At 64.4% G+C, this 25,160-nt stretch carries 24 protein-coding genes and 1 pseudogene; 6 read left to right on the top strand and 19 right to left on the bottom strand.

Features of this window, described 5'->3' with window-relative positions:
- The first annotated feature begins 100 nt into the window (after positions 1 to 100).
- Positions 101 to 1,099 carry an AraD1 family protein gene (gene araD1 / locus ACR9ZN_RS18630; protein WP_481272872.1) on the top strand — a complete coding sequence of 333 codons (999 nt, stop codon included), beginning with the start codon at positions 101 to 103 and terminating at the stop codon, positions 1,097 to 1,099.
- A gap of 138 nt (positions 1,100 to 1,237) precedes the next feature.
- Here the strand turns inward: araD1 and dapE are convergent, their stop codons facing one another.
- A complete protein-coding gene (gene dapE, locus ACR9ZN_RS18625; RefSeq protein WP_481272871.1) occupies positions 1,238 to 2,407 on the bottom strand; it encodes a succinyl-diaminopimelate desuccinylase in 1,170 nt (389 codons plus the stop codon).
- 182 nt (positions 2,408 to 2,589) lie between these two features.
- Complete coding sequence (gene dapD, locus ACR9ZN_RS18620; RefSeq protein ID WP_434957945.1) at positions 2,590 to 3,456, bottom strand: 2,3,4,5-tetrahydropyridine-2,6-dicarboxylate N-succinyltransferase; 867 nt, start codon at positions 3,454 to 3,456, stop codon at positions 2,590 to 2,592.
- Positions 3,457 to 3,634: 178 nt separating this feature from the next.
- On the opposite strand from dapD, the gene ACR9ZN_RS18615 reads away from it, so the two are divergent.
- Positions 3,635 to 4,876: an aminopeptidase gene (locus ACR9ZN_RS18615; protein WP_481272870.1), complete on the top strand. Its 1,242-nt coding sequence runs from the start codon at positions 3,635 to 3,637 to the stop codon at positions 4,874 to 4,876.
- Between the two features lie 5 nt (positions 4,877 to 4,881).
- Here the strand turns inward: ACR9ZN_RS18615 and ACR9ZN_RS18610 are convergent, their stop codons facing one another.
- From ACR9ZN_RS18610 to upp, 6 genes are all read right to left on the bottom strand, one after another.
- Positions 4,882 to 5,460: a phosphatase domain-containing protein gene (locus tag ACR9ZN_RS18610; RefSeq protein ID WP_434957943.1), complete on the bottom strand. Its 579-nt coding sequence runs from the start codon at positions 5,458 to 5,460 to the stop codon at positions 4,882 to 4,884.
- Between the two features lie 78 nt (positions 5,461 to 5,538).
- Positions 5,539 to 6,441, bottom strand: coding sequence for an NmrA family NAD(P)-binding protein (locus tag ACR9ZN_RS18605; RefSeq protein WP_481272869.1), 903 nt, complete (start codon positions 6,439 to 6,441; stop codon positions 5,539 to 5,541).
- 112 nt (positions 6,442 to 6,553) lie between these two features.
- Positions 6,554 to 7,381 (bottom strand): helix-turn-helix transcriptional regulator, encoded by an 828-nt coding sequence (locus ACR9ZN_RS18600; RefSeq protein ID WP_481272868.1) that lies wholly within the window; start codon positions 7,379 to 7,381, stop codon positions 6,554 to 6,556.
- A gap of 80 nt (positions 7,382 to 7,461) precedes the next feature.
- Positions 7,462 to 8,790: an ATP-binding protein gene (locus ACR9ZN_RS18595; RefSeq protein WP_454815704.1), complete on the bottom strand. Its 1,329-nt coding sequence runs from the start codon at positions 8,788 to 8,790 to the stop codon at positions 7,462 to 7,464.
- Positions 8,790 to 9,458, bottom strand: a complete 669-nt coding sequence (locus ACR9ZN_RS18590; protein ID WP_481272867.1) for a response regulator — start codon at positions 9,456 to 9,458, stop codon at positions 8,790 to 8,792. Before ACR9ZN_RS18590 ends, ACR9ZN_RS18595 begins: the two co-directional genes overlap by 1 nt.
- Positions 9,459 to 9,564: 106 nt before the next feature.
- On the bottom strand, positions 9,565 to 10,194 hold the full coding sequence (gene upp, locus ACR9ZN_RS18585; RefSeq protein WP_434957938.1) for a uracil phosphoribosyltransferase: 630 nt from the start codon (positions 10,192 to 10,194) through the stop codon (positions 9,565 to 9,567).
- Between the two features lie 232 nt (positions 10,195 to 10,426).
- On the opposite strand from upp, the pseudogene rpoN reads away from it, so the two are divergent.
- Positions 10,427 to 11,955: pseudogene (rpoN, locus tag ACR9ZN_RS18580) on the top strand (RNA polymerase factor sigma-54).
- A complete protein-coding gene (locus ACR9ZN_RS18575; RefSeq protein WP_481272866.1) occupies positions 11,952 to 12,431 on the top strand; it encodes an MmcB family DNA repair protein in 480 nt (159 codons plus the stop codon). Before rpoN ends, ACR9ZN_RS18575 begins: the two are co-directional and overlap by 4 nt.
- 116 nt (positions 12,432 to 12,547) lie before the next feature.
- On the opposite strand, the gene ACR9ZN_RS18570 is transcribed toward ACR9ZN_RS18575, so the two are convergent.
- The gene (locus ACR9ZN_RS18570) at positions 12,548 to 13,255 is read right to left on the bottom strand and encodes an alpha/beta hydrolase (protein WP_481272865.1); all 708 of its coding nucleotides are present in this window, start codon (positions 13,253 to 13,255) and stop codon (positions 12,548 to 12,550) included.
- 210 nt (positions 13,256 to 13,465) lie between these two features.
- Between ACR9ZN_RS18570 and ACR9ZN_RS18565 the strand changes: the two genes are divergently transcribed.
- Positions 13,466 to 13,972 carry an SRPBCC family protein gene (locus ACR9ZN_RS18565; protein ID WP_434957935.1) on the top strand — a complete coding sequence of 169 codons (507 nt, stop codon included), beginning with the start codon at positions 13,466 to 13,468 and terminating at the stop codon, positions 13,970 to 13,972.
- A gap of 15 nt (positions 13,973 to 13,987) precedes the next feature.
- Here the strand turns inward: ACR9ZN_RS18565 and ACR9ZN_RS18560 are convergent, their stop codons facing one another.
- Together ACR9ZN_RS18560 and ACR9ZN_RS18555 are read right to left on the bottom strand one after the other, a co-directional pair.
- Positions 13,988 to 14,842 carry a hypothetical protein gene (locus tag ACR9ZN_RS18560; protein WP_441770228.1) on the bottom strand — a complete coding sequence of 285 codons (855 nt, stop codon included), beginning with the start codon at positions 14,840 to 14,842 and terminating at the stop codon, positions 13,988 to 13,990.
- Positions 14,839 to 15,300 carry an ABA4-like family protein gene (locus tag ACR9ZN_RS18555; RefSeq protein WP_481272864.1) on the bottom strand — a complete coding sequence of 154 codons (462 nt, stop codon included), beginning with the start codon at positions 15,298 to 15,300 and terminating at the stop codon, positions 14,839 to 14,841. The genes ACR9ZN_RS18560 and ACR9ZN_RS18555 overlap by 4 nt, the downstream gene beginning before the upstream one ends.
- 77 nt (positions 15,301 to 15,377) lie before the next feature.
- Here ACR9ZN_RS18555 and ACR9ZN_RS18550 point away from each other — a divergent pair, with 77 nt between their 5' ends.
- Positions 15,378 to 16,052 (top strand): TetR/AcrR family transcriptional regulator, encoded by a 675-nt coding sequence (locus tag ACR9ZN_RS18550; RefSeq protein ID WP_434957933.1) that lies wholly within the window; start codon positions 15,378 to 15,380, stop codon positions 16,050 to 16,052.
- 30 nt (positions 16,053 to 16,082) lie between these two features.
- On the opposite strand, the gene trmB is transcribed toward ACR9ZN_RS18550, so the two are convergent.
- The 8 genes from trmB to miaB form a co-directional block, all read right to left on the bottom strand.
- Positions 16,083 to 16,811 carry a tRNA (guanosine(46)-N7)-methyltransferase TrmB gene (gene trmB, locus ACR9ZN_RS18545; protein WP_481272863.1) on the bottom strand — a complete coding sequence of 243 codons (729 nt, stop codon included), beginning with the start codon at positions 16,809 to 16,811 and terminating at the stop codon, positions 16,083 to 16,085.
- A gap of 85 nt (positions 16,812 to 16,896) precedes the next feature.
- The gene (metK, locus tag ACR9ZN_RS18540) at positions 16,897 to 18,093 is read right to left on the bottom strand and encodes a methionine adenosyltransferase (RefSeq protein ID WP_434957931.1); all 1,197 of its coding nucleotides are present in this window, start codon (positions 18,091 to 18,093) and stop codon (positions 16,897 to 16,899) included.
- 204 nt (positions 18,094 to 18,297) lie between these two features.
- Positions 18,298 to 18,711, bottom strand: coding sequence for a helix-turn-helix domain-containing protein (locus ACR9ZN_RS18535; protein ID WP_481272862.1), 414 nt, complete (start codon positions 18,709 to 18,711; stop codon positions 18,298 to 18,300).
- A 230-nt stretch (positions 18,712 to 18,941) separates the two neighbouring features.
- On the bottom strand, positions 18,942 to 20,498 hold the full coding sequence (lnt, locus tag ACR9ZN_RS18530; RefSeq protein ID WP_481274370.1) for an apolipoprotein N-acyltransferase: 1,557 nt from the start codon (positions 20,496 to 20,498) through the stop codon (positions 18,942 to 18,944).
- 47 nt (positions 20,499 to 20,545) lie between these two features.
- Complete coding sequence (locus ACR9ZN_RS18525) at positions 20,546 to 21,685, bottom strand: transporter associated domain-containing protein (RefSeq protein ID WP_454815687.1); 1,140 nt, start codon at positions 21,683 to 21,685, stop codon at positions 20,546 to 20,548.
- A 301-nt stretch (positions 21,686 to 21,986) separates the two neighbouring features.
- Complete coding sequence (ybeY, locus tag ACR9ZN_RS18520) at positions 21,987 to 22,493, bottom strand: rRNA maturation RNase YbeY (RefSeq protein WP_481272861.1); 507 nt, start codon at positions 22,491 to 22,493, stop codon at positions 21,987 to 21,989.
- The gene (locus tag ACR9ZN_RS18515) at positions 22,490 to 23,542 is read right to left on the bottom strand and encodes a PhoH family protein (RefSeq protein WP_441770234.1); all 1,053 of its coding nucleotides are present in this window, start codon (positions 23,540 to 23,542) and stop codon (positions 22,490 to 22,492) included. The genes ybeY and ACR9ZN_RS18515 overlap by 4 nt, the downstream gene beginning before the upstream one ends.
- A gap of 26 nt (positions 23,543 to 23,568) precedes the next feature.
- On the bottom strand, positions 23,569 to 25,056 hold the full coding sequence (gene miaB / locus ACR9ZN_RS18510) for a tRNA (N6-isopentenyl adenosine(37)-C2)-methylthiotransferase MiaB (protein WP_441770235.1): 1,488 nt from the start codon (positions 25,054 to 25,056) through the stop codon (positions 23,569 to 23,571).
- Positions 25,057 to 25,160: the final 104 nt, after the last annotated feature.

Below are 25,160 nucleotides of genomic sequence, written 5' to 3'. Positions count from 1 at the left end.
TCTTGCTCCGCCAATTGATCGCCGCCGCTATTTTACCGTTGCGCTCTGTCGAATGCTTTCTATGATGCGCCTCTGCGAATTTGTCTGAGGAATGTGCCTGGTGTCTCCCACTCCCTTACGTCTTGCCCAATTGCGCCATCAGGGTCGGCGCGCTGTCGTCGCCACAAACGATGGTGTTTCTCGCCTCATCCGCGATACTGAGTCGGTACTGGACCTTGCCAATGGCGCGATCGCTTCGGGTCACAGCCTGCGGGCCGAAATCGAGCGGCGAGGCCTGGGGGGAACCGTCGACCTTGCGGCTGCGCTTGCCGCCGGCGAGATACTGGCGCCGATCGACCATCCTGATCCCAGCCATGTCATGGTTGCCGGCACCGGGCTGACCCATCTCGGCAGCGCCGAGGGGCGCGACAAGATGCATCAGGATCTGGCTGACCTGTCGAAGGCCACCGATTCGATGAAGATGTTCCGCATGGGGCTCGATGGCGGCCGGCCGGCGCCGGGCAAGGAAGGCGTGCAGCCTGAATGGTTCTACAAGGGCGATGGCTCGACGCTGATTCCCCCGCAAGGTGCCTTGCCGTCGCCATCCTTTGCCCTCGACGCCGGCGAGGAACCGGAACTGGCCGGCATCTATGTCAACGGCCCCGACGGCTCACCCTGGCGTATCGGCTTTGCGCTCGGCAACGAATTCTCCGACCACGTCACCGAGCGGCAGAACTATCTCTATCTCGCCCATTCCAAGCTGCGCGTCTCCGCCATCGGGCCGGAGCTTCTGGTCGGCGAGGCACCTGCCGACATCCGCGGCACCTCGCGCATTCTGCGCCAGGGCAAGGTGATCTGGGAAAAACCCTTCCTCACCGGCGAGGCGAACATGTCGCACACCATTGCCAATCTCGAGGGCCATCACTTCAAATACCAGCTGTTCCGCCAGCCCGGGCATGTAAACGTGCATTATTACGGCACGGCGACGCTAAGCGTCTCCGATGGCGTGGTGACCGAACCGGGTGACGTCTTCGAGATTTCGGCCGAGCCGTTCGGGCTGCCGCTTGCCAATCCGATCAGGCGCGTGGACGCGCCATGGCCGACGGTGAAGGCACTCTAAACGAGCGTGGAAGAGGAACGCTGACAGCTCAGCGATATGCACAGCATATCGTGATGTCCGCTCTTTTCCGCCAGCGCCCGGGTTTCAGGAGCGGACATCGCCCCATGACTTCATGGGCTGTGGTGTCTGCGCTCCAAATTACCCGAAATACTGCCCGAGGATGCGCTGGTAGATCCGGGTCAGGCTCTCCAGGTCGAGGATATCGACGCGTTCGTCGATTTGGTGCATCGTCTTGCCGACCAAGCCGAATTCCACAATCGGGCAGACATTCTTGATGAAGCGGGCGTCCGAGGTGCCGCCGGAGGTCGACAGCACCGGCCGGCGGCCGGTTTCCGCCTCGATCGACGTGACGATCGCATCGACGAAGGCACCGGGCGGGGTGAAGAAGGATTCGGAAGCCGAGCGCTCGAAGACGAGGTCATAGGCGACCTCGTTGCCCGCGGCGCCGTCGAGCTTGGCCCGCACCCACTCTTCCAGGCTTTGCCGGGTCCAGCGGTCGTTGAAGCGGATATTGAAGGTCGCGCGAGCGTCGGCGGGAATGACGTTGAAGGCGGGATTGCCGACATCCACCGACACCACCTCGAGATTGGAGGCGTCGAAATGGTCGCTGCCATGGTCGAGCTCGCTTTGGGTGAGGGCGGCGAGCAGGCGCACCATCTGCGGCACGGGATTCATGGCCAGATGCGGATAGGCGACATGCCCCTGCTTGCCATGCACGGTGATGATGCCTGACAGCGAGCCGCGCCGGCCGATCTTGACCATGTCGCCGAGAGCGTCGGGGTTGGTTGGTTCGCCGAGAATGCAATGGCCGATGCGGTCGCCCTTGGCGACGGCCCAGTCCAGCAGTTTCACGGTGCCGTTGATGGCTGGGCCTTCCTCGTCGCCGGTGATCAGAAAGGCGATCGGCGCGTCGGGATTGATGTCGAGATGACGCAGGCTCGCCGCGACGCTCGCGGCGACGCCGCCCTTCATGTCCACCGCGCCGCGCCCATAGAGCTGTCCGTTGACGATGTCGCCCGAGAAGGGCTGATGGTGCCAGCGTGCCTCGTCGCCCGGCGGCACCACGTCGGTATGGCCGGCGAACATCAGGGCCGGCTTGTCTGGCGGTCCGATGCGCGCGTAGAGATTGAGGACATCCGGGGTGTCCTCGTCGCTGAACGGCACCAGATGGGTGGTGAAGCCGTTCGCCTGCAGCACATCGGCCAGCAGCGTCAAGGCACCGCCTTCCGCCGGCGTGACGGAAGGGCAACGGATGAGGGCTTGGGTGAGCGCGACGGGATCGCGGGGGTCGAAGGTGAGATCGGTCATGGGGCTCCCTTTACCCTCCCCTGGTGGGGGAGGGTCGACGCGAAGCGTCGGGGTGGGGTGACTTCTCCGTAAAAATGAGTTGTCACCAATTGCGGCAAGATCTGCGTATTTTCACCCCACCCCGGCCTTGCAGGCCGACCCTACCCCCTCCAGGGGAGGGTAAAACGGGGCGCTTCCAAGGCTCAGTGGTTTCCGTCGCGCAGCAATTCGTTGATGCTGGTCTTGGAGCGCGTCTGCGCATCGACCGTCTTGACGATCACCGCGCAATAGAGCGAGGGGCCGGGGCGGCCGTCCGGCAGCGGCTTGCCCGGCAGGTTGCCGGAAACCACCACTGAATAGGGCGGCACATAGCCCTTGTAGATCTGGCCGGTGGCCCGATCGATGATGGTGGTGGATGCGCCGATATAGACGCCCATCGAGATCACCGAGCCTTCGCCGATGATCACGCCCTCGACCACTTCGGAGCGGGCGCCGATGAAGCAGTCGTCCTCGATGATGGTCGGATTGGCCTGCAGCGGTTCCAGCACGCCGCCAATGCCGACGCCGCCGGACAGATGCACGTTCTTGCCGATCTGGGCGCAGGAGCCGACGGTCGACCAGGTATCGACCATGGAGCCGGTGGAAACATAGGCGCCGAGATTGACGAAGGATGGCATCAGCACCACGCCGGGCGCGATATAGGCCGAGTGGCGCACCACGCAATTGGGCACCGCGCGGAAGCCGGCCTGGCGGAATTCCGTCGTGCTCCAGCCCTCGAACTTGGAGGGGACCTTGTCCCACCACAGAGTGCCGCCCGGGCCGCCCGCGATGGTGGTCATGTCGTTGAGGCGGAAGGAGAGCAGCACCGCCTTCTTCAGCCATTGATGGGTGTGCCAGGATTCCCGGCCGGTCGCGCCGGGGACTTTCTCGGCGACGCGCAGCTTGCCCTCGTCGAGCAGGCCGAGCGTATGGTTGACGGCTGCCCGGACTTCGCCCTTGGTCTCGAAATTGCACTGGGCCCGGTCTTCCCAGGCGGCGTCGATCACGGTCTGCAGGCGGGCGATTTCCATGGCGTATCCTCACACAATCTTGCCGCAAATGCCGCGCGAAAGCCGGAGCTGTCAAGTTCCAGACCGTCGTGGACTGGCCTAATCTTCCTCTCTTGTCCGTTGTGCCGACAAAGGGCTTGACGGCGCGGGGCATCATTGATGGTCTGCGCGCTCGATTGTTCCCCTTTTGAGGTTTGCCATGTCCATTTCCTCCGAGAGCCATTCCAAGCGTCTCGACAAGCTTGCCGAGACGGCCGTGAAGGTCGGCCTCGGTCTCGCGCCCGGCCAGGAATTGGTGATGACGGCCTCGATCGAGGCCCTGCCGCTGGTGAGACGGATCACTGAGCACGCGTACAAGGCCGGTGCGAGCCTGGTCACCACCCTGTTCTCCGACGAAGAGTCGACGCTGGCGCGCTATCGCTTCGCGCCGGATGCCGCTTTCGACACCGCCTCGGGCTGGCTGTTCGACGGCATGGCTGCAGCCTTCGACCGGGGTGCCGCCCGCCTCGCCATCGCCGGCGAGGACCCCTCGCTGCTGGCAGGCCAGGATCCGGCCAGGATCGCGCGGGCCAATCAAGCGCGCTCGGCCGCCTACAAGCCGGCGCAGAAGCGCATCGTGGGCTTCGACATCAACTGGAACATCGTCTCCTACGCGTCATCGGCCTGGGCCAAGGCGGTGTTTCCCAACGAGCCGGAGGAGGTTGCCGTCGCCAGGCTGTGGGACGCCATCTTCGCCGCCTCCCGCATCGATTCGAATGACCCGGTCGCCGCCTGGGCGGAGCATAATCACAACCTGCATGCCCGCGCCGCCTATCTGAACGACAAGCGCTATGCCGCCCTCCACTATACCGGGCCGGGCACCGATCTCACCATCGGCCTCGCCGATGGGCATGAATGGCTCGGCGGCTCGTCCAAGGCCAAGAACGGCATCACCTGCAATCCCAATATCCCGACGGAGGAAGTCTTCACCACGCCGCATCGCGACCGGGTGAGCGGCTATGTCTCCTCCACCAAGCCGCTGTCCTATCAGGGCACGCTGATCGACAAGATTGCCGTGAGCTTCGAGGAGGGACGCATCGTCGATGCCGACGCCGCAAGCGGCAAGGACGTGCTCGCCAAGGTGCTGGAGACCGATGCGGGGGCCAGTCATCTCGGTGAAGTGGCGCTGGTGCCGTTTTCCTCGCCGATCTCCCAGAGCGGCCTGTTGTTCTACAACACGCTGTTCGACGAGAATGCCGCCAGCCATATCGCGCTCGGCCAGTCCTACAGCCAATGCTTCGTCAATGGCGGATCGCTCAGCCCGGAAGAGCTGGCAGCGCGTGGCGCCAACAACAGCCTGATCCATATCGACTGGATGATCGGCTCGGGCGAGATCGACATTGACGGCATCGGCGCCGACGGCAAGGCCGAACCCCTGATGCGCAAGGGCGAGTGGGTGTAGCCGGCTCAGCTCTTCGAATAGCCCAGGCTGGCCTCGAGGTTCTCGAAGGTGTCGTCCATGGCGTAGCTGCGCAGGAAAGGCAGCGAGAAATGCCCGAATCGCAGCGACATCTGGCTTTCCGCCTGCGCTTCGCTCACCTTCGTGATCGCGGCGAGATAGAGGGCGGCGGCCAGGCCGCTGCGGTCCGCGCCGCCTTCGCAATGGATCAGGATGGGTTTTTCCGCATTGCGCAGCAATTGCACCAGGGCGTCCGCCTGGAGGCCGCTCAATTGGCGTGACGCTGACATGGCGAAATCGACATGCGTGACGCCGAGCCGGGCTGATTCGGCGATCTCGGCATCGTACCAGGCGGTGCCGGCATTTCTGCCGCGCAGATTGATCACCGTGCGGATGCCCGCCTCGCGGACATAGTGCCTGAGCCGCCCGGGCGTGGGTTGACCCGAGCGATAGAGCTCACCGGCGACCACGGTGTGGAAATTGCCGCCGAGATATTGCAGGCCGAGATAGGTTGCGCCGACGGCCAGGAGGGCAACGCAGGTGAGAACCGCAGTCAGGAGAGCACTCCGCAACCGGGCGGTGCTCATTGCGCGGCGCCCGAGAGGGATTTCATACGCAGAACCGTTGCTCAACCTTCGCCTCCGACCACTTGTCGTCGGCGTGTTCTAGCCCTGTGGAATTAGGGCAGACTTAGGGGTGTGGCCGAGCATGGCCGCCAGGGCCTGGTGCAGGCCGGTGTCGCCGCGCCTGACATTCCCGATGGCCGCCTCCACGTCGATGCGTCCGGCATTGTGGGCATCATACATGTCGGCGACGAGCTGGGCGTAGCTCGTACTCAGCCCGCCCAGTGCCAGCGCGGGTAGCCATTGGGCGCGCGGCAGCGCCCGTGCCACGATTTCTCGGCCGGTGAGGGTGGCCAGCGCCGAGGCGACATTCGCCGTGCTGTAGCGCTCCGGGCCCTCCGCGTGAAAGATACGAAGCCCGTCTTTGGCGCCGGTCGTCAGCAACTGGGCGGCAATCTTTCCGAGGTCGGCGGCCGAGATGGTGGGGAACAGCTTGGTCACCGGATGGTGCAGGCTTGGCAGTACGCCCGTTTCGATCGCCCGCGGTAACAGGCGGGCCCAGTTCTGCATGTGCTCGGCCGATCTTACCAGGGTCAAGGGCAGGCCCAGACCGCGAAGAGCCGCTTCCAGATGGTGGAAGGTCAGGGCAATGCCGGTATCGCGAGTGTGATGGGCGCCATAGTCGGAAATCGCCAGCACGGATCCCGGACCGGCGTCGGCCAGGGCTGCGCTGATCGCCTCGATCGAGGCCTGCATCTCCGCGCTGGCATCGTCGCTGCGCGGGCTGATGGGGCAGATGATCTGAACCGCCTGCGCCTCCCGCAGGGCGTGGCGCAGGGCCTCGCCGTCATGGATATCGGCCATGGCGATGTCGCAGCCGAGGGCTTGCAGGGCCGCCGCATGGCCTGCGTTTCGAATGACGGCCCTCACCGGTGCGCCGAGCCGGCGGAGCGCTTCGATCGAATGGCGGCCGACTTTACCGTTGGCGCCCAGAATGACGAACATCGTGTCTGTCCTCGCTTGCTGTCGAGGCGCGATTGGAAGCCGTTTCGCAGGTGTCGTCGCACGCAAAGGGATGACGAGGAGCAGAACGGGATGGAAAAAGGGCTCTTTGCGGTCAGGCCGCTCGCTCCCGCCTCAGGCGGACGAGGACGGCCGGCGTCACGCCCAGGACGCGTTTCATGGCGTGAGCGAGATGGCTTTGATGGGCGAAGCCGGCGCTCAAGGCAACCTGGCTGATTGGCAGTTCGCCATCAGCGAGCAATTGCCTGGCATGCTCCACCCGGCGCCGGATAACGTATTGGTGCACCGGCAGGCCGAACGAGCGCCGGAACAGGACCTTGAGGTGCGGCACGCTGATGCCGGCGATCCCCGCCAACACCGCGAGGGAGAGATTGTGTTCGAGGTGGTTTTCGATGAATTCGACCAGACGATTGCGCTGCCTTGCCGACAGGGTCTGTCTTGCCGAAATGGCGGCCAGCCTCGCATGTCCGTCGATGAGGCGGACGGCCAGGGCGGAACCGAGGCCTTCGGCAACCAGGCGGTCGGTCGGGGTCTGCCGCGCCGGCTCGGCCAGGGCCTTGGCAATATATTCGATCCTGGAGTCGCGGCACTGGAAACGCGGTATCAGCCTGACACGGTCGGGATCGATCTCCAGGTCCTCGGCGGTTTTGCGCAGGAGGGCAGGGCTTACCCATAGGCGCAGGATGGTGCAATCGGCGTCATCCTCCCACTCGCCATCCAATCCTGCCGGAACGATGTCGATATCGCCGTCGGACTGGATTCGGATGTGGCGCTGGCCGTCGCAGCGGCAGGATGCGTTGACCGGCCTGCCGACATGAACGCCCAGCCGATGGAAGGGGGAGGCCGGCACCTGTGTGAGGCCGGCGGCAATGTCGCGGCGCTCGACCGCGATGCCGATGGTATCAAGCCAGTCCGCACTCATGATCGCTCCAATCACCAAACCGGATATGCCGATTATGTGGCAACGAAGGAAGCTCGCGACCAGCTTGGCCGCGGCATATTTCAGGCCCCTGTCGGGGCATTCGCGATCTCGCCGTCCAGGTGAGCCGAGACCAGGAGTTCGGCCACCAGGCCGCTGCGATCCACCCGATTGGCCAGAGAGAGGGCGATACCATGGCCATTGGCGATGGATCTGGCGATCGCCAGCCCCAATCCGGTGCCTTCGACATGCTGCGGCGCGGCCCGGAAGAAGCGTTCGAAGACACGTCCGAGCAGGTCCGGATCGAGCCCCGGCCCGGTATCGGTGATGCGTATCCCACGTCCTTCGTCGATGGTTTCGACCGTGACCTCGCCGCCCGGTTGGGTGTAGTGCAGGGCGTTTTCGATCAAATTGGTGAGCAGTGTCCGTAGTTGCCTGGTGTCGCCGGCCAGGGGAACCTCGCTGTTTCGCCGCAAGCTCAGATGCAACCCCCCCGCCTTGGCGATCGGCTCGAGATCGGCCACGCAAGCCTCGGCCAGTGCGCCGAGATCGACAGGCGAGCGTTGCTGCCCGCTGGCACCGGATTCCAGGCGGGCCAGCTGCAGCATCTGGTTGGTGAGATGGGTGGCGCGCCTGGCGCCTGCCTCCAGGTCGTCGAGCCTGGTGTTCAGTTCCTTGCCTCGGGCAAGAGGCCTGAGATTGCCGATCTGCAGGGTGAGAGCGGCGAGCGGGGTACGCAGCTCATGGGCGGCATCGGAGATGAAACGGCGCTGACGTTCCAGCGTCTGCTGCAGACGGGATAGCGCGCGGTTCATCGCAGCAACGAGCGGCAGGACCTCCGAAGGCACGCCCGTCACGGGGATGGGCATGGTATCGGCGACGGATCTCTCCGACAGGGTCGCCGCGATGCGGCCGAGCGGCTTCATCACCACATAGATGACCAGGCCGAGGAAGAGCCAGGCGACAGGGACGAGAATGATGATCGGCAGAACGGCACCGAGGGCCGCATGTTCGGCCAGCTCGGTACGTGCCTCGATTTGCTGGGCGATCTGAGCCGTGCGTTCTCCCTCGGCGAGAGTGTAGACCCGCCATTCATGCCCGGCGACGATCTCGTTCGAGAAGCCGGTACCTTCGCCGCGCGGAATGGCAATGGCGGGATTGGTCGAGCGCATCGGCGCGCCGGCGTCATCCCAGACCTGGACGAGCAGATCGTCCTCGCGGTTGCGGGTGCTCTTGATGGCGGGGCGCAGATTGCGCGCTTCCAGGGCATAGACGGCCACTTGCTGCAGCTGCTTGTCGAGAAAGCGATGGGCTTCACGCCGTACGGCGAAGTAGGAGGCGAGGGCCGCGCCGATGCCGACCACCAGCAGCACGGCGGCGATGGCTGTAAGGCTCGACCAGCGCAACGACATCAGGGAGCGTCCTTTTCGATCATCCAGCCCGCTCCGCGCGAATTGCGGATGATGTCCTTGCCGAATTTCTTGCGGATGGAGTGGATCAAGACCTCGACGGCGTTGCTCTCGACCTCCTCGCCCCAGCCATAGAGGCGTTCCTCCAGCTGGCTGCGCGAGACGATCGCGCCGGGACGCTCCATCAGCACCAGCATCAGGGAAAAGACCCGTGCGGTCAGCACATGGCTTTGGCCGCGATAGGTGACACGATGGCTTTCGAGATCGAGTTCGAGATCGCCATGGACCAGCGTGGAGACGGCCTGGCCGCCATGGCGGCGACGCAGCACGGCGCGAATTCGGGCGAGCAGCTCGCGCATTTCGAAAGGCTTGACGATATAGTCGTCGGCGCCGAGGTCGAGGCCGTCGACGCGATGGTCGAGGTCGTCCCTGGCGGTGATGATCAGGACGGGCGTGGTGTCGCCGGCCCGCCTGAGATCGCGCAGCAATTCAAAGCCGCTCTTGCAGGGCAGGCCGTTGTCGAGCAGGACGACACCGTAGCCGTGGCGTTGCAGGGCGGCCGCGCCGTCGGCACCGTCCCGGGCCCAGTCCACCGCCATGCCGGCATCGCCGAGTGCCTGCAACAGCGCCTTTCCGATCATCGGGTCGTCCTCGATCAGAAGAATGCGCATGGGGCCGCCGTGGAAACAGGGTGAACTCGGCGAGGATGGCAATCAATTGAGGGCTGATCAAGGAAACGCCCCAGGAACGTCCTTGGAGCGCGTCAGGTATTCCCGCCTACTTCGTCCCGTAGATGCGGTCGCCGGCATCGCCCAGGCCCGGCACGATATAGCCGTGGTCGTTGAGATGGCTGTCGATCGCCGCCGTCCAGATCGTCACGTCGGGATGGGCCTCGCGCAGATGCTTGATGCCCTCGGGGGCGGCGAGCAGGCAGACGAAGCGGATGTCCTTGACGTCGCGGGCCTTCAGCCGCTCGATGGCGGCGACGGCGGAGTTGGCCGTGGCCAGCATCGGGTCGAGCACGATCACCAGACGCTCCGCCACATCAGGCGGGGCCTTGAAGTAATATTCCACGGCCTGCAGCGTGGCGGGATCGCGGTAGAGACCGATATGGGCGACGCGGGCCGAGGGCACGAGGTCCAGCATGCCTTCGAGGAAACCCTCGCCGGCACGCAGGATCGGCGCCAGTACCAGTTTCTTGCCGGCCACGCGCGGCGCCTGCATCTTGGTCAGGGGCGTCTCGATCTCGACCATTTCCAGCGGCAGGTCACGGGTGACCTCGTAGCAGAGCAGGCGCCCGATCTCGTTGAGCAACTGCCGGAACCCCTTGGTCGAGCGATTCTTGTCGCGCATCAAAGTGAGCTTGTGCTGCACCAGCGGGTGATCGACGACTATCACGCCTTCCATCGGAGTTCCCCTTCTTCACATTCTGCCCTTACCTAGCCGATTTCTCGGCCGGGGTAAGGCATCATAATGCGCCTTCCACGCCTTTCATCGCCCTCGGCGTCAGGTTGTGCCTCCGGTCTTCCTCTTTTTGTCGGCTTGCCTGCCGAAAAATCTGGCGTGAAACTTGCTTCTGGCCGCCGTCCATGCAGGATGCTGCCCGCAACAAGACTGATAATCAGGATCGTCCGCGTTCATGGCGTTGTCGCAAAGGCTTGAGTTCCGCCAGACCCAGTCGCTGGTGATGACGCCGCAGCTGATGCAGGCGATCAAGCTTCTGCAACTGTCCAATCTCGATCTCACGGCCTATGTCGACGCGGAATTGGAGCGTAACCCGATCCTGGAGCGCGCCGATGGCGAGATCTCGCGCGAACCCGAGACGCTTGCGACAGCGCCTGTCGATCCCGCCGCGGGCGATTGGCTGAAAGATGACATGGCGCCCTCCCGCGAGGCGATGGAGCAGGGGCTCGGCACCGATCTCGACAATGTCTTTCCCGACGAGCGGCCCGCCGACAGGCAGGAAGCGCCGGCGGCGATCGAGCAGCTAGCCGGGAGCGATCCTTATGTCTCGTCCTGGTCGAATGTCGGTGCGGGCGGCCATGGCGGTGACGATGACGTCAATTACGAGAGCATGGCCGCGGCCGGTATTTCGCTGGCCGATCATCTGGAGACGCAGCTTGATCTGGCAACTCGGGATCCCAGGCACCGGCTGATCGGCCGCTTCATCATCGATATGATCGACGAGAGCGGCTATCTCGTCGGCGATCTGGCCGATCTCGCCGAACGCCTGGCGGCGGCGCTCCAGGAGGTGGAGGCCGTGCTCGCCATCGTGCAGGGCTTCGAGCCGAGCGGTGTCGGGGCTCGTTCGCTGAAGGAGTGCCTGGCGCTCCAGCTCAAGGAGCGCAATCGGTTCGACCCGGCCATGGCCGCACTGCTCGACAATCTGGAGCTGGTGGCCAAGCGCAACATCCCGGCTCTCCGGCGCCTATGTGGTGTCGACGAGGAGGATGTGACGGAGATGATCGCCGAACTGCGTGGCCTCACGCCCAAGCCGGGCCTGGCCTTCGGCTCCACGCCGGTTCAGCCGGTGGTGCCCGACGTCCTCTTGCGCGCCGCACCGGACGGGACCTGGATGGTGGAACTGAACCCCGACACCTTGCCGCGCGTGCTGGTCAATCAGAACTACTATGCCCGCGTGGCGCGGACGGCCCGCAGCGAGACGGACAAGACCTTCCTGACCGAGGCCTTGCAGACGGCAAACTGGCTGACCCGTAGCCTGGAGCAGCGCGCACGCACCATCCTCAAGGTCGCCACCGAGATCGTGCGCCAGCAGGACGCCTTCTTCTCCCTCGGCGTGCAATATCTGCGTCCGCTCAATCTCAAGACCGTGGCTGATGCCATCGGCATGCATGAATCAACGGTGTCGCGCGTTACCGCCAACAAGTTCATCGCCTCGGCCCGCGGCCTGTTCGAGCTCAAATATTTCTTCACCGCCTCGATCTCCAATGCCGAAGGGGGGAGGCGCATTCGGCCGAGGCGGTGCGCCATCGCATCCGCCAGATGATCGATGCCGAAGCACCCAATGCCATCCTCTCCGACGACACCATCGTTGCGTTGCTGCGCAAGGACGGCATCGACATTGCCCGGCGTACCGTCGCCAAATATCGCGAATCCATGCGGATCGCCTCCTCGGTGGAAAGGCGGCGGGAGAAGGCGGGACGATGACGAGCGGTTTGCCGGTCCTGCCCGTAGACGGCCGCCAGTCCGCCGCGGCCCTGACGATCCAGCGCGGTGCCAGCCGGCTCCTGCGCCAATACGGCCTGACGCCAGTACCAGAGGTGACGCTGCCCAATGGCCGCCGCGCCGATCTGCTCGCTGTCGGCCGCAAGGGCGAGATCTGGATCGTGGAGATCAAGTCCTCGGTGATCGACTTCCAGGTCGACCACAAATGGCCTGATTATCTCACCTATTGCGACCGGCTGTTCTTCGCCGTCGGCCCGGATTTCCCACTGGCTCTGCTCCCCGAGGAAGCCGGCAGCATCGTGGCCGACGCCTATGGCGGCACATTGCTGCGGGACGCTCCCGAGCAGCGCCTTGCCGCGCCGACGCGCAAGGTGCTGACCTTGCTGCTTGCCCGCCTGGCGGCGGGGCGGCTGCACCAAGCCATGGATCCGGAGGGAGCGTTCGGCTTCGGGGAGTGATGCGCCGGGCTGGAGCAAAGCGCGTTTTGGTAGAAACGCCCTTTTACTCCAGCTCTTTGGTCGGACGCGTCTTTGCGATTTGAGATGGTTCCGTCAAATCGCAAAACGCTTTAGCTCTATTGTCCGGCGAATGCCGTGACGAGCGAGACCAGTTCCGCATCCTGGCCATTGAAGCCGTGATGCGCGCGGGACCGGCAGGAATTACCGGTTTGCAGGCCACCCTCAAGCCATTTCACCATCGCCCGCTCTCCGGCCCAGGCCTGGAAGGGGGAGACGCCGGCCGGTTTGGTGAAGCGGCAGCCATCCTGGCGGTGATGCACCACCAGGGTTGATGGCAGCAGCTTGGAGGAGCCGAGGATGGCCATGACGCTCTCGGAGGGGCCGGACTCCTTGCTGAGGAAAGCTGAGGTCAGCACCAGTCGGTCCGGCTTGGCGCCCTTTACCAGGCCTTCGGCGGCCCGGGGCGTGCCGGCGGAGGTGGCCACGACCGTGACGGGCCGCTTGAGGCCTGCCATGGTTTCGACCGCCGTGGCGAGGTTGGTGCCTTTGTCCACGAGCAGTACGTTATAGCCCTTGGCGGCAAAGGCGTCGCGGTTGCGGATGAGCACATTGTCGGCGCTGCTGCGGAACTGGCCGTTGAGCCCGACATCGAGCCGGCCGTCACCGCCGGTGAGCAGGATGAGGCTGCCCTTGGCATTGGCATGACGGATCAGGATGTTTTCGATGCCGGCAACTGCCACGGTCTCGCCGCCGCTGGCAATCGGGGACGTCTGGGCGAAAGCGAGACCGCTCGGTGGCAGCAGACCCAGGGCGCTGAGTGCCATGGCCACCCATCCACGAAGCGATGTGTTCCGATTCATGATTCGAAATGTCCTTGTTGTGGCTCAGCGATAGGAAACAAGGGTTGCGGCTGGATTACGGGAGTGGGGAGCGACGACAGCAGGCAGCAGCAATTTTACATCCCTGTCTTGCTCCGCGGCCGTCGGTCATGATCTATGAAGCAAAGGGGCATATGGCCCGGGAGGAGCAGTTCCATGGATATGAGCGGTTCGCAGCGCATCGAGGCTTCGCGCGAGAAGGTCTGGGAGGGCCTGAACAATCCCGAGGTCCTCAAACAGTGCATTCCGGGCTGCGAAGCGATCGAGCTGGTCTCGCCGACCGAGATGACCGCCAAGGCCGTGCTGAAGATCGGGCCGGTCAAGGCCACCTTCAACGGCAAGGTGACGCTGTCTGACCTCGATCCGCCCAATGGCTACACCATTTCCGGCGAAGGCCAGGGCGGCGTCGCCGGCTTTGCCAAGGGCGGCGCCACCGTGCGTCTCGAGGCCGATGGCGAGGAGGCCACAATCCTTCACTATGACGCCAAGGCCGATGTCGGCGGCAAGATCGCCCAGCTCGGCGCGCGCCTGATCGATGGCACGGCCAAGAAACTCGCTGGCGATTTCTTCGAGAAGTTCGGCCAGGCGATCTCGCCCAAGCCGGAAGGCGAGGAAGCCCCGGCCGAACCGGAAAAGAAGGGCTGGTTCGGCCGCAAGAAGTGAGCCGATCGCTCGTTCTCATGCAGGTATGAAGGGAAGGCCCAGCAAGGCCTGCACGAAGACGAAGAGCGTGACTGCTCCATAGGCGAGCGCGGCGGCGCAGACGATGACAGCGGCAATGCGGCCGCTGGCCCAGCGCTCTGCAATCAGGCCCAGGACGGGCATGATCTGCAAGACGTGCAGGCCGAGAAAATGAGCCACCCGCAGGTCGCCGCCCGTACGCGACCAGCCGAAGATCGGCACGCCCGTCGCGTCCGTGCGCGCGCCGCCGATCCAATGGCCATTGCCGGCGGAAAGAACGCTGCCCGAGCCTGCGCCGAGCACGAAAGTGAGCGTTAGCCCGAGCAGGACCGACAGCCAGAAAGCGGTCGACCAGGCTTGCGGGCGGTGTCGCAGCAGCAAGACTGCCAAGGCAGGGCTCACGGCCGTGAGCGTCACCGCGCCGATGCCCATCAACGTGTACATCAGCCGGTGGAAGGGATCGGCCACGTTGTAGTGCGAGGCGAGGCCCTGCGCCGCTTGCAGCATGATGTAGCCGATCTCGAACGTGCTCGCTGCCAAAGCGAGGACGACGAGGACCCGCACCGCCCGCCCGTGGCGCGCCTGTTTCGGCAAGGCGCCGACGAACCAGGCCACGGTCAGGAGATAGAGGCCGACCGAGAGCTGGAATTTCAGCGGCTTGATCCAAACGGAGATGCCGTTGAGCATCCTGTCGTCGATCATCAGGGCCGCGAGGGTCGGGACCATCAGCGCCAGGATGACGAAGCCGCCGCGCGCCAGCCGGCGCTCGCGTCGAAGCAGATCATCCGCCACTCTCCAGGCAAGCGCATGGGGACGGCAGGCAAGGCGCAGGCTGGAGATGTTCGTCGTCATGTGGGTTCTCCTTGACGGCGGGAGAAGCCCCGGAGCCAGACGTTGCGCAGGGCCAGGAAGGTCAGGAAGCCGACGGGACCGAATAGGAAAGTGAGGGCGAGACAGGGCAGGACGGCCAGCTGCGGCACTCCGGCCCGTTTCGCCTCGCGCACCTCCCAGGCTCCGATCAGCAGGTCGAAGGCGAGGTAATGCAGCCAGCCGGCCAGGAGCAGGCCGCGATGGCCGAACAGCGCGGCGACATCGCCGAGAGAGCCGAAGCCGCCTGCAGCCTCGCCCCAGAAGTGAAAGAGCAGGACGGCATAGGCAAGGCCGAGCACGATCGGAACGAATCTGGCGGCGATCAGCTGGGCGAGGGCCGGACGCAAGGGAGAGAGGGCAAGGACGATCCAGCCACAGAGAGCGAGGATGCCAGCCCAGGAAAAGACGTTGTCGAGCGTGAAAGCTTGATCGAGAGTCATGTCGGCATCTCCAACTTGACAGTGTCAAGATAAGGATGGCAGCAATTTTGACATTGTCAAGATCGTGATGGATAGTGATGGCGACCCTACGGTGCGGGGCGGTGGTGTTGATGATGCGGAGCGAAAACGAAGTGGAGCAGGGATCGACGGCGCACAAGGCTAGCTATCATCATGGTGATCTGCGGGCCGCGCTGCTCCTCGCGGCTGAACTCGTCCTGGCCGAACGGGGTGTCGAGGGCTTCACCCTTCGCGAATGCGCCCGGCGGGCGGGCGTCTCCCATGCCGCTCCCGCGCATCATTTCGGTGATGTCGCCGGTCTCCTGACCGCGGTAGCGGCGCTAGGATTCGAAACGCTCACGCTGTTCATGCGCGAGGCCCGCGCTGGCATCGACGAGCCGCAGGCCCGATTGCGGGCGATCGGCCGCGGCTATGTCGCCTTCGCCCGCCGATATCCGGAGAGGTTCAGGCTCACCTTCAACCGGCATCGGCTCAACATCGAGGATCCGGCCCTACGGGCTGCCGGGCAGGAGGCCTTCGCCGAGCTCGAGACCGCGATTCGCCTGGTAACCAGGGCGGGCGAAGGCCCACTCGAGGGCGAGCGGCTCGACACCTTGCTGCATGTCTGGTCGCTCGTGCACGGCTATGCCCATCTCCTGCTGGCGGGGCAACTCGACCGGCCTCTCAAGGGAGGAGGAGACGGGGCTTTCGATGCCGCCCTGGAAGGCGTGCTGGCCCGGCTGACAGCCCAATAGGCAGCCCGCCTGGGTGGTCCCAGGAAGAACCTAAACTCTCCTGAAGGTGAAATAGGCGCCGCGCCGGCCCTCCCGCAATGCCTTGGCTTCGTAGCGGGTGGAGCGCCAGCCGTCCCAGGGCGTCAGCCAGTCGGCCTGGCGCTCGGCCGTCCATTCGAAATCGGACGAGCGTGCCACGCGCGCCAGGGCATAGGCGGCATAGTCGTCAATGTCGGTGGCAAAACGCAGTTCGCCCCCAGGCCTGAGAGCATGGGCCAGATGCCTCAGCATTTCCTCGCCCAGGAAGCGTCGCTTGCGATGGCGGCGCTTGGGCCAGGGATCGGGATAGAGCAGATAGATGCGCCCGATCGAGCCGGCCGGCAGCCAATCCACCACTTGCTTGGCGTCGTTGTCCCACAGGCGAATATTGGCAAGCCCGTTCTGCTCGATCTGGGCCAGCATCTTGGCGGTGCCGTTGACATAGGCCTCGCAGCCGATGAAGCCGACGTTCGGGTTCTCGCCGGCACGCTGGGTGAGGTGTTCGCCGCCGCCGAAGCCGATTTCGAGCCAGACGTCATCCACAGGCCCCGGAAACAGGCCGGCAAGGTCGGCGGGGGCCGGGGCGGTCAGGTCGAGGCGCAAATGCGGCAGTGCGCCGGACATCAGGTCTGCATGCCCCGGCCGCAAGGTCTTGCCCTTGCGGCGGCCGAAGAAGGCGCCATGGCCCCGAGACGGGGCATCCATACCGTCGCCGAACTTGTGCTTGTCGTCTTCCGTCACGACCCATACCCACCGAAGCAAAGCGCTATGAAAAAAGCCTCTCCCGGCGAGCGGGAAAGGCTTTGTGTCTATTGTCGGCCTCGGATCAGGCGCGCACGGCCTTCTTGATCGCGTCGGCGAGGTCGGTCTTCTCCCAGGAGAAGCCGCCGTCGCGGGCCGACTTGCGGCCGAAATGGCCATAGGCGGAGGTGCGGGCATAGATCGGCTTGTTGAGGTTGAGGTGCTCGCGGATGCCGCGAGGCGTCAGGCTCATCACGTCGCGCAAGGCCTTCTCGATCTTCTCCTCGGCGACATTGCCGGTGCCGTGCAGGTCGACATAAATAGCCAGGGGCTCGGACACACCGATGGCGTAAGCGAGCTGGATGGTGCAGCGGTCTGCCAGCTTGGCGGCGACCACGTTCTTGGCGAGATAGCGTGCCGCATAAGCCGCCGAACGGTCGACCTTGGTCGGGTCCTTGCCAGAGAAGGCGCCACCGCCGTGGGGAGCTGCGCCGCCATAGGTATCGACGATGATCTTGCGGCCGGTCAGGCCGCAATCGCCGTCCGGACCGCCGACCACGAACTTGCCGGTGGGGTTGACGTGCCAGACCGTATCCTTGCCGATCCAGCCTTCCGGCAGGGTCTTGCGGATATAGGGCTCGACCAGCTTCTTGATGTCGCCGGAGGTCAGAGTCTCGTCGAGATGCTGGGTGGAGAGCACGATCTGCGTCACGCCGACCGGCTTGCCGCCCTCATACCTCACCGTGACCTGGCTCTTGGCATCGGGGCCGAGCATGCCGAGGTCACCCGACTTGCGGGCCTTGGTGATGTCTTCGAGGATCTTGTGGGCGTAGTAGATCGGAGCCGGCATCAATTCCGGCGTCTCGCGGCAGGCATAGCCGAACATGATGCCCTGGTCACCGGCGCCTTCGTCCTTGTTGCCGGAAATGTCGACGCCCTGGGCGATGTCGGGAGACTGGCCGTGCAGCAGGACCTCGATCTTGGCCTTCTTCCAGTGGAAGCCTTCCTGCTCATAGCCGATCGCCTTGACGGCGCGGCGGGCGGCGCTCTTGATCTTGCCCTTGGTGATGGTGTCGGGACCGCGATATTCGCCGGCGATCACCAGACGGTTGGTGGTGGCGAGGGTTTCGCAGGCGACGCGCACCTGGGAGGGATCCATTCCGGTCTTCGCCGCCTCGCGATAGAACAGGTCGACGATTTCGTCGGAGATACGATCGCAGACCTTGTCGGGGTGGCCTTCAGCGACCGACTCGCTGGTAAACAAATAGTCGGAACGGGACACGAATGTTTCTCCACGCCAAAATGGAACTTGGTATCGTCCCGTTTTGGCGAGGGTAGGCTTCGCCGTCAAGCGGCAAATCGTACGTTTTGTTCGTTTAAAGGAACGCTGGAGCGATTTTCCGCCGCGTACCGCGGTTTGGTGGCATCACCAAACCGCACAGGGCGCATCGAAACCAAAGGGCGCCGATGGGCGCCGCTTCGTGGCTCAGGCGGCGTGTTCCTGGCTGAGCGTGGAGACGAGGTCGACGACCCGGCGCCGCACCTTCGGATCCTTGATGCGGGCGAAGGCCTTGTTCAGCTGCAGGCCTTCCGTGGTCGACAGGAACTCGATGACATGGGAAGTGTCGCTCTCACCGGCATGCTCAGTCGTATGCACGGAGCCGGTTTCTGGCGGCAGGCCTTCAAAGAAGAAGGAAATCGTGACGCCCAGGATCGAGGCGATCTGCTGCAGCCGGCTCGCACCGATGCGGTTGGTACCCTTTTCGTATTTTTGTACCTGCTGAAAGGTGAGGCCAAGCGCCTCGCCGAGCTTCTCCTGGCTCATACCCACCAGGACGCGCCTGATACGGACGCGGCTACCAACGTGCTGATCAATGGGATTGGGAACTTTCTTGATCATAATATTAACTCCAAGTCACTAGCAAATATTTGAAAATACAGCGACGAATTTGAAAATGAATTGCGGCCGTAACGTGGCGTAAGCACGGCGCGCCAGAGATACAATCGCGGCGGCGCAATCTGAAGTAGTTCAAATGCATCCTGCAACCAGCAGGGTGACTATACCTCCTTATGCGGGAAAATCCAGTCGGTCTCGCGCCCTCCGCTTGGCGCGGTTGTAACAAATATGTGTTATCGGCGCTGGCGGCGTTGGTCCAAGCAACCAAGGCCGGCGCCGATTAAGGCAATCAGAAACAATGCGGTAACAATGCCGGTGCCGGCTGTGGCGAACACCGGCGGTGGCAGGGTGGTGGGAAGCCGCGAATCGAGAACGCCGCTGGTGCCCAGCGGCAGGCTGGCGACGATGCGCCCCACCGGATCGATCACGGCGGAAATGCCGTTGTTGCCGGCGCGCACCAGAGGCAAGCCTTCCTCGATCGCGCGAGCCCTTACCTCGGCGAAATGCTGATATGGACCCGGCGTGACGCCGAACCAGGCATCGTTGGTGACGTTGAGCAGCCAGCCGGGGCGGTTGGTCGGATCGATCACCTCGCCCGGAAAGATTGCTTCATAGCAGATGAGGATGCCGGCGGGCGGCGCGTTGGGAATATCGAGCGTGCGCAAGCCCGGACCTGTCGAAAAGCCGCCGCGCTGCTTGGTCAATTGCTCGAAGCCGAGGGATTCGAGCACGGATTGATAGGGCAGATATTCGCCGAAGGGGACGAGGTGCACCTTGTCGTAATTGCCGATGATGGTGCCGGTGGCGTCGATGACATGCAGGGAATTGAAGAAGCGCCAGCCGCCGTCGTCGAGATTCTCCTCCGCCCGGCCGGCACCCGTCAGCAGCACGGCCTTGGGTGCAACCAGGTCCCCGAGCACCTTGAGGGCTTCGGGATCCTGCGCCACCAGGAAGGGGAAGGCCGATTCAGGCCAAATCAGATGGGTTGTTTTGGCAAGGCCGTCACTGCCGTCGGCGGCCGGCTGGCGCGACAAGGCCAGATAGCGCGTCAGCACTTCATTGCGCAGGGCCGGATTGAACTTGGCGTCCTGCGGCAGATCGGGCTGCATGATGCGCAGTTGCACCCCGTCGACGAAACCGGTGGGGTGCTGGCCAAGCCGCCACACGCCGAAGGCGGCCATCGCGACCAGGATGGCGACGGACAAGACCGGCCAGCGCCAACCATCCCGTCGCACCAGCGCCGCCGGCGTGGAGAACAGGACGAGCGCCACGAGTGTGAGCCCATAAGCTCCGATCAGGGACAGGCTCTGCGCCAGATGAAGCTCCTCGGCGAGCGCGTAGCCGAACAGGTTCCAGGGAAAGCCGGTCAGGATATGGCCGCGCAGCCATTCGCAGGCAGCCATGGCGACGGCAAAGGCGAGGATGCGGGCATTGCCCTGCGACCACAGGAGGCGCGCCAGGGCAAACCCGGCCGCGTGGAAGAAAGCAAGGCCGGCAGGCAGGAGCAGCACGGCGAAGGGCAGCAGCCAGGCGAACTGATCTGCATCGACGAGGAAGGCATTGCCGATCCACCACAGCCCGGCCAGGAAATAGCCGAAACCATAGCACCAGCCGAGCCGGGCCGCCGCGCCGATGCTGCGCCAGAACCCGGGAGCCGGGTTCTCCAGCGGGAAGACGATGCCATCCAGCAGCCAGATCGCCACCGGAAAGCTGACGGCCAGCACCGGAAAGGCATTGAAGGGCGCCATGGCCAGCGCCGCCAAGGCACCCGCCAGGAAGGCGACGGCCATGCGGCGCCAGCCTTTCAACCCGGCCAGGCGAGACGCAAGCGCAGCGATCACGTGGCGCCGTCGCCGCTGGTTTCGCTCGCCGGGCTCCGCTCGCCATTGGTGGCAATGGCCGCTTCATCGCCGGCAGGCGCCAGCTTCTTCTCGCGCTTGCGCCCATCGCGCGGCCTGACGATGCCGCTGCCGGCCGTGTGGATGCGCACCCGTTTCACCCGGCGCGGATCGGCATCGAGAATTTCGAATTCGAGCTGGCCCGGCCCCTGCACGATCTCGCCGCGCACCGGTACGCGGCCGGCCAGCGTCACCAGCCAGCCACCCAGCGTATCGACGTCGGCCTCGATTTCGTCCTCATGCATCTCCAGGCCGATGGCGGCGGCGACGTCGTCGAGATCGGCACGGGCATCGGCGGTGAAGATGCCCTCGCCCGAGGCGACGATCATGTCGCCATCATCCTCGTCATGCTCATCCTCGATGTCGCCGAGCACGATTTCGACGATGTCCTCCATCGAGACCAGGCCATCCGTGCCGCCATACTCGTCGATCACCAAAGCGAGCTGGGTGCGGGTGGCCTGCATCTTGGCGAGAAGGTCGATGGGGGGCATCGAAGGCGGCACGAAGAGGACGTTGCGCGTCAGCGACTTCACCGAGCTCAGCGGCGTCGAGAGGGTAATGTTGCCCAAGGCGAGGGCGGCCTCCCTGGGCGAGGGTTTGGCGGTCTCGCCGTCCTTGGCGAGATCGCTCTCGCGGACCTTGCGGCTCCGCCGCGCGGCGATGGCGGCCCGCGACGCCAGCCAGGCCACGAAATCGCGGATGTGGACCATGCCGCGCGGATCATCCAGCGTCTCGTTATAAACGGGCAGGCGCGAATGGCCCGCCGTCTGGAAGACCTTGAGCAGGTCGCCCAGCGAAATGTCGAGCGGCACGGCCACGATGTCGGCCCGCGGCACCATCACATCGTCGACGCGCTTGCCGCGCAGGCCGAGGATGTTCTTGAGCATGGCACGCTCTTCGGGGGAGAAGCTGGAATCTTCCGCAGCGCGTGAATTCTCGAGTGCATCGGCAAGATCGTCGCGGATGGAGGGCTGGGATCTCAGCCCAAGCGCGGACTTGATCCGTCCCAGCAGGCCTTCGTGCTGAGGCTCCTGGGAGGCGCTGGGTTGGCTACTACTTCGATCGTTGCTGTCGGACATGGCTCTGTGTGTTAGAGGCTGTTATGGACCGTGGATGGGATTTTGACGTGAGCGATTTTGGCCGAGGATGTCCGCACTTGCAAAGCAAGTGCGTGGGAGGGTGAGGACGCAAGCCTTTCGGCTTGCTACGATATCGGACGTACTCGTCGGCCAAAAGCGCCGCGCTCCTGCGGGGTGAGGTGAGGACTGGCCGCCTGCAGCGTCGCTTCGCTTGCCAAGACAGAAGTCTTGGCAGCGCTTGCTCCTCCCATCCAGCCAGTGTTGACCTCATCAAAACCCCATCCACGGTCCATAACAGCCTCTAGCTCGCTTCGCGCAACAAGGGCGCGTCGGCATAGGGATTGGCGATACCGAGTTCGGCGAGAATGCGCACTTCCAGCGCCTCCATCACCTCGGCCTCGGCATCGGTCAAATGGTCATGGCCGAACAGATGCAGGAGGCCATGCACGGTGAGGTGGCTGAGATGATCGGCAAAGCTCGTCGAGGTTTCCTCGGCTTCCCGCGCGATCGTCTCATGGGCAAAGATGATGTCGCCCAGCATCGGCGCCGTCTCGATTGCGTCTCCCACAGCCTGTGGGAAGGACAGCACGTTGGTGGGCTTGTCCTTGCCGCGCCACTCGGCGTTGATGGCGCGGATCGAAGCATCGTCGGTCAGGACGATCGAGAGTTCGGCTCCCGGCGCATGCGCAAGCTCCGCGACGTCGAGGCTCTTGACCACTGCACGCGTGATCAAGGCCTCGATGGCATCGGGGTCCTGCCAAAGATCGCTCTCGATAGCGCTCTCGATGGTGATGGCGGCGTCACTCATGACTTGGTTTCGCCCGAGGGCTTGCTAGCGTCCAAAGGCCTGGTCGAATCCCTGGCCTCATAGGCCCGCACGATCTTGGCGACCAGTTCATGGCGCACGACGTCGGCGGCGTTGAATCGGCAGATGGCGATTTCGGGTATGTCTTTCAACAGGTCGACGGCCTCGATCAGCCCCGATTTCTGCCCGGGAGGCAGGTCGATCTGGGTCGGATCACCGGTGATGATCATGCGCGAGCCTTCGCCCAGGCGCGTGAGGAACATCTTCATCTGCATCGAGGTGCAGTTCTGGGCCTCGTCCAGCAGCACCACCGAATTGGCGAGCGTGCGCCCGCGCATGAAGGCGAGCGGCGCCACCTCGATCATGCCCGAGGTCAGCCCTCGTTCGACGCGCTCAGGCGGCATCATGTCGTAGAGCGCATCATAGAGCGGGCGCAGATAGGGGTCGACCTTCTCGCGCATGTCGCCGGGCAGGAAGCCGAGCCTCTCGCCCGCCTCGACGGCGGGGCGGGACAGGATCAGCCTGTCGGCCTCGCCCTTCTCGATCAGCGCCGCGGCGTGGGCCACGGCAAGATAGGTCTTGCCGGTGCCGGCGGGACCGGTGGCGAAGACGAGTTCATGCTTCTGCAGCGCCCGTATATAGGCGTCCTGCGCCAGCGTACGGGCGGCGATCGTCTTCTTGCGGGTGCCGACAGAGGCCGCGCCGCCGGTCGGCGCCACTTTCGGCTTGCCTTCCGGCGTGAACAGCACACCCTGCGAGCCAGCCATACGCAGCGCGCCGTCGACATCGCCCAACGTTATCTGCTGGCCCGAGCGCAGGCGTTGATACAGGCTCTCCAGCACGCGCTTGGCCTGTTCCACGCTGTCCTTGGCACCGCGCAGGGCGACATGATTGCCACGGGCCGTCGCCTCGATGCCGAGCTTGCGCTCGATGAAGGCGAGGTTCTGGTCATGCTGGCCGAAGAGAAGCGTGGCCAGGCGATTGTCCTCGAAGGCCGTGACGATTTCCGCAGGTGCGTCCGTCGTCGGCAGGGATGGGGTTTGCGTTGTCATGTGTGTCCGTCGTTCCTCGTCCACCTTCAAGCAACGGCCTCCCTGAATCCAGCGCCGGCCAGTATGCCGTGCAGCGACCAGGCACCCGTGGCCGTGATTTCGACGGGCGCCACCGTACCGATCAGGCTGTCATCCGCCTCGATCTGCACGGCTTGGAGATAGGGGGTGCGGCCGGCGATCTGACCTGGCCGTTTGCCCTTGCGATCAAAGAGCACATCCATGGTGCGGCCGATGCTGGCCTGATTGAAGGCCTTCTGCTGGCCTTCGGTGAGCGCCTGCAGCCTGGCGAGGCGCGCGGCCTTCGCCACTTCGTCGACCTGGTCGGTCATCGTAGCGCCCGGTGTGCCCGGACGCGGCGAATATTTGAACGAATAGGCCGAGACATAGGTGACCTCTTCGATCAGCCGCAAGGTCGCTTCGAAATCCGCATCGGTCTCGCCGGGAAAGCCGACGATGAAGTCGGAGGAGAATGCCATGTCGGGCCGGGCATGCCGAATCTTCTCGATGAGCTTGAGATAGTCCGCTGCCGTATGCTTGCGATTCATGACATCCAGAATGCGGTCCGAGCCCGATTGCACCGGAAGATGCAGGAAAGGCATCAGCGCCGGCAGGTCGCGATGGGCCTCGATCAGGCTGTCGTCCATGTCGCGGGGATGAGAGGTGGTGTAGCGCAGGCGTACCACCGGCTCGATGCGGGCCAGGCGGTGCACGAGTTGGCCGAGCGTCCAGTCGCGTCCATCCGGCCCCTCGCCATGATAAGCGTTGACGTTCTGGCCAAGCAGGCTGATCTCGCGCACGCCCGCCTCGGCCAGGCGCTCGACCTCTGCCACGATGGCGGCGACCGGCCGCGAGGTCTCGGCACCGCGCGTATAGGGCACCACACAGAAGGTGCAGAACTTGTCGCAGCCTTCCTGCACCGTGACGAAGGCGGAAGGCCCGCGCGCCAGGGTCTTTTCCCGGCGTGGTGCCGGCAGGATGGCGAACTTGTCTTCGACCGGGAAGTCGGTGTCGACAGGCTTGCTGGTGCCATCGGCCAAGCCTGTCGATACTTTGGCGAGCAGGTCCGGCAGGCGATGATAGGCCTGGGGCCCGACCACGAGATCGACGGCGGGCGCGCGCCTCATGATCTCCCGGCCCTCGGCCTGGGCGACGCAACCGGCGACGGCGATCTTCAGATCGCCGCCCTGGCGGCGGCGCTCGTCGCGCGCCACGCGCAGGCGGCCGATCTCCGAATAGACCTTTTCCGCCGCCTTTTCGCGGATATGGCAGGTGTTGAGGATGACGAGGTCGGCATTTTCGGGGCTGGAGGTCTCGACATAGCCCTGCGGTGCCAGCGTATCGGCCATGCGCTGGCTGTCATAGACGTTCATCTGGCAGCCATAGGACTTGATGAAGACGGTCTTTGTCGGGAGGTCGAGGGTCTCTGCCGGAAGGTTCTTGGCGCGCGTGTCCCTGGAGCCGGCATCACCATGCGGTTTTTGCGGGCGTTTGCTTTCGGTCTCGTCAGGAATCATGGTCTCGCTATAGCCACCTATCAAGGTGCTAGGGATAGCGGTTTTCCGCCCTGATGAGAAGAGGTTGAGTTGCCGCGTCCCGGCTCTTCCCATGGTCAGAGGTT

The sequence above is a fragment of the Labrys sp. HAY1-8F genome (assembly GCF_056754975.1).
The sequence above is the reverse complement of the archived record's forward strand: the minus strand, read 5'-3'. Positions and strand labels throughout refer to the sequence as shown.

Excerpts from the sequence above, each read along its gene's own strand:
- dapD (WP_434957945.1), bottom strand. The coding sequence starts at position 3,456 with ATGGAAATCGCCCGCCTGCAGACCGTGATCGACGCCGCCTGGGAAGAC.
- ACR9ZN_RS18615 (WP_481272870.1), top strand. The coding sequence starts at position 3,635 with ATGTCCATTTCCTCCGAGAGCCATTCCAAGCGTCTCGACAAGCTTGCC.
- ACR9ZN_RS18535 (WP_481272862.1), bottom strand. The coding sequence starts at position 18,711 with ATGATCAAGAAAGTTCCCAATCCCATTGATCAGCACGTTGGTAGCCGC.
- lnt (WP_481274370.1), bottom strand. The coding sequence starts at position 20,498 with ATGGCCGTCGCCTTCCTGGCGGGTGCCTTGGCGGCGCTGGCCATGGCG.
- dapE (WP_481272871.1), bottom strand. The coding sequence starts at position 2,407 with ATGACCGATCTCACCTTCGACCCCCGCGATCCCGTCGCGCTCACCCAA.
- upp (WP_434957938.1), bottom strand. The coding sequence starts at position 10,194 with ATGGAAGGCGTGATAGTCGTCGATCACCCGCTGGTGCAGCACAAGCTC.
- ACR9ZN_RS18600 (WP_481272868.1), bottom strand. The coding sequence starts at position 7,381 with ATGAGTGCGGACTGGCTTGATACCATCGGCATCGCGGTCGAGCGCCGC.
- ACR9ZN_RS18605 (WP_481272869.1), bottom strand. The coding sequence starts at position 6,441 with ATGTTCGTCATTCTGGGCGCCAACGGTAAAGTCGGCCGCCATTCGATC.
- ACR9ZN_RS18550 (WP_434957933.1), top strand. The coding sequence starts at position 15,378 with ATGGCGACCCTACGGTGCGGGGCGGTGGTGTTGATGATGCGGAGCGAA.
- ybeY (WP_481272861.1), bottom strand. The coding sequence starts at position 22,493 with ATGAGTGACGCCGCCATCACCATCGAGAGCGCTATCGAGAGCGATCTT.
- miaB (WP_441770235.1), bottom strand. The coding sequence starts at position 25,056 with ATGATTCCTGACGAGACCGAAAGCAAACGCCCGCAAAAACCGCATGGT.
- ACR9ZN_RS18555 (WP_481272864.1), bottom strand. The coding sequence starts at position 15,300 with ATGACTCTCGATCAAGCTTTCACGCTCGACAACGTCTTTTCCTGGGCT.
- ACR9ZN_RS18610 (WP_434957943.1), bottom strand. The coding sequence starts at position 5,460 with ATGAGCACCGCCCGGTTGCGGAGTGCTCTCCTGACTGCGGTTCTCACC.
- ACR9ZN_RS18570 (WP_481272865.1), bottom strand. The coding sequence starts at position 13,255 with ATGGCACTCAGCGCCCTGGGTCTGCTGCCACCGAGCGGTCTCGCTTTC.
- ACR9ZN_RS18525 (WP_454815687.1), bottom strand. The coding sequence starts at position 21,685 with ATGTCCGACAGCAACGATCGAAGTAGTAGCCAACCCAGCGCCTCCCAG.
- ACR9ZN_RS18575 (WP_481272866.1), top strand. The coding sequence starts at position 11,952 with ATGACGAGCGGTTTGCCGGTCCTGCCCGTAGACGGCCGCCAGTCCGCC.
- ACR9ZN_RS18565 (WP_434957935.1), top strand. The coding sequence starts at position 13,466 with ATGGATATGAGCGGTTCGCAGCGCATCGAGGCTTCGCGCGAGAAGGTC.
- ACR9ZN_RS18560 (WP_441770228.1), bottom strand. The coding sequence starts at position 14,842 with ATGACGACGAACATCTCCAGCCTGCGCCTTGCCTGCCGTCCCCATGCG.
- ACR9ZN_RS18515 (WP_441770234.1), bottom strand. The coding sequence starts at position 23,542 with ATGACAACGCAAACCCCATCCCTGCCGACGACGGACGCACCTGCGGAA.
- ACR9ZN_RS18590 (WP_481272867.1), bottom strand. The coding sequence starts at position 9,458 with ATGCGCATTCTTCTGATCGAGGACGACCCGATGATCGGAAAGGCGCTG.
- ACR9ZN_RS18595 (WP_454815704.1), bottom strand. The coding sequence starts at position 8,790 with ATGTCGTTGCGCTGGTCGAGCCTTACAGCCATCGCCGCCGTGCTGCTG.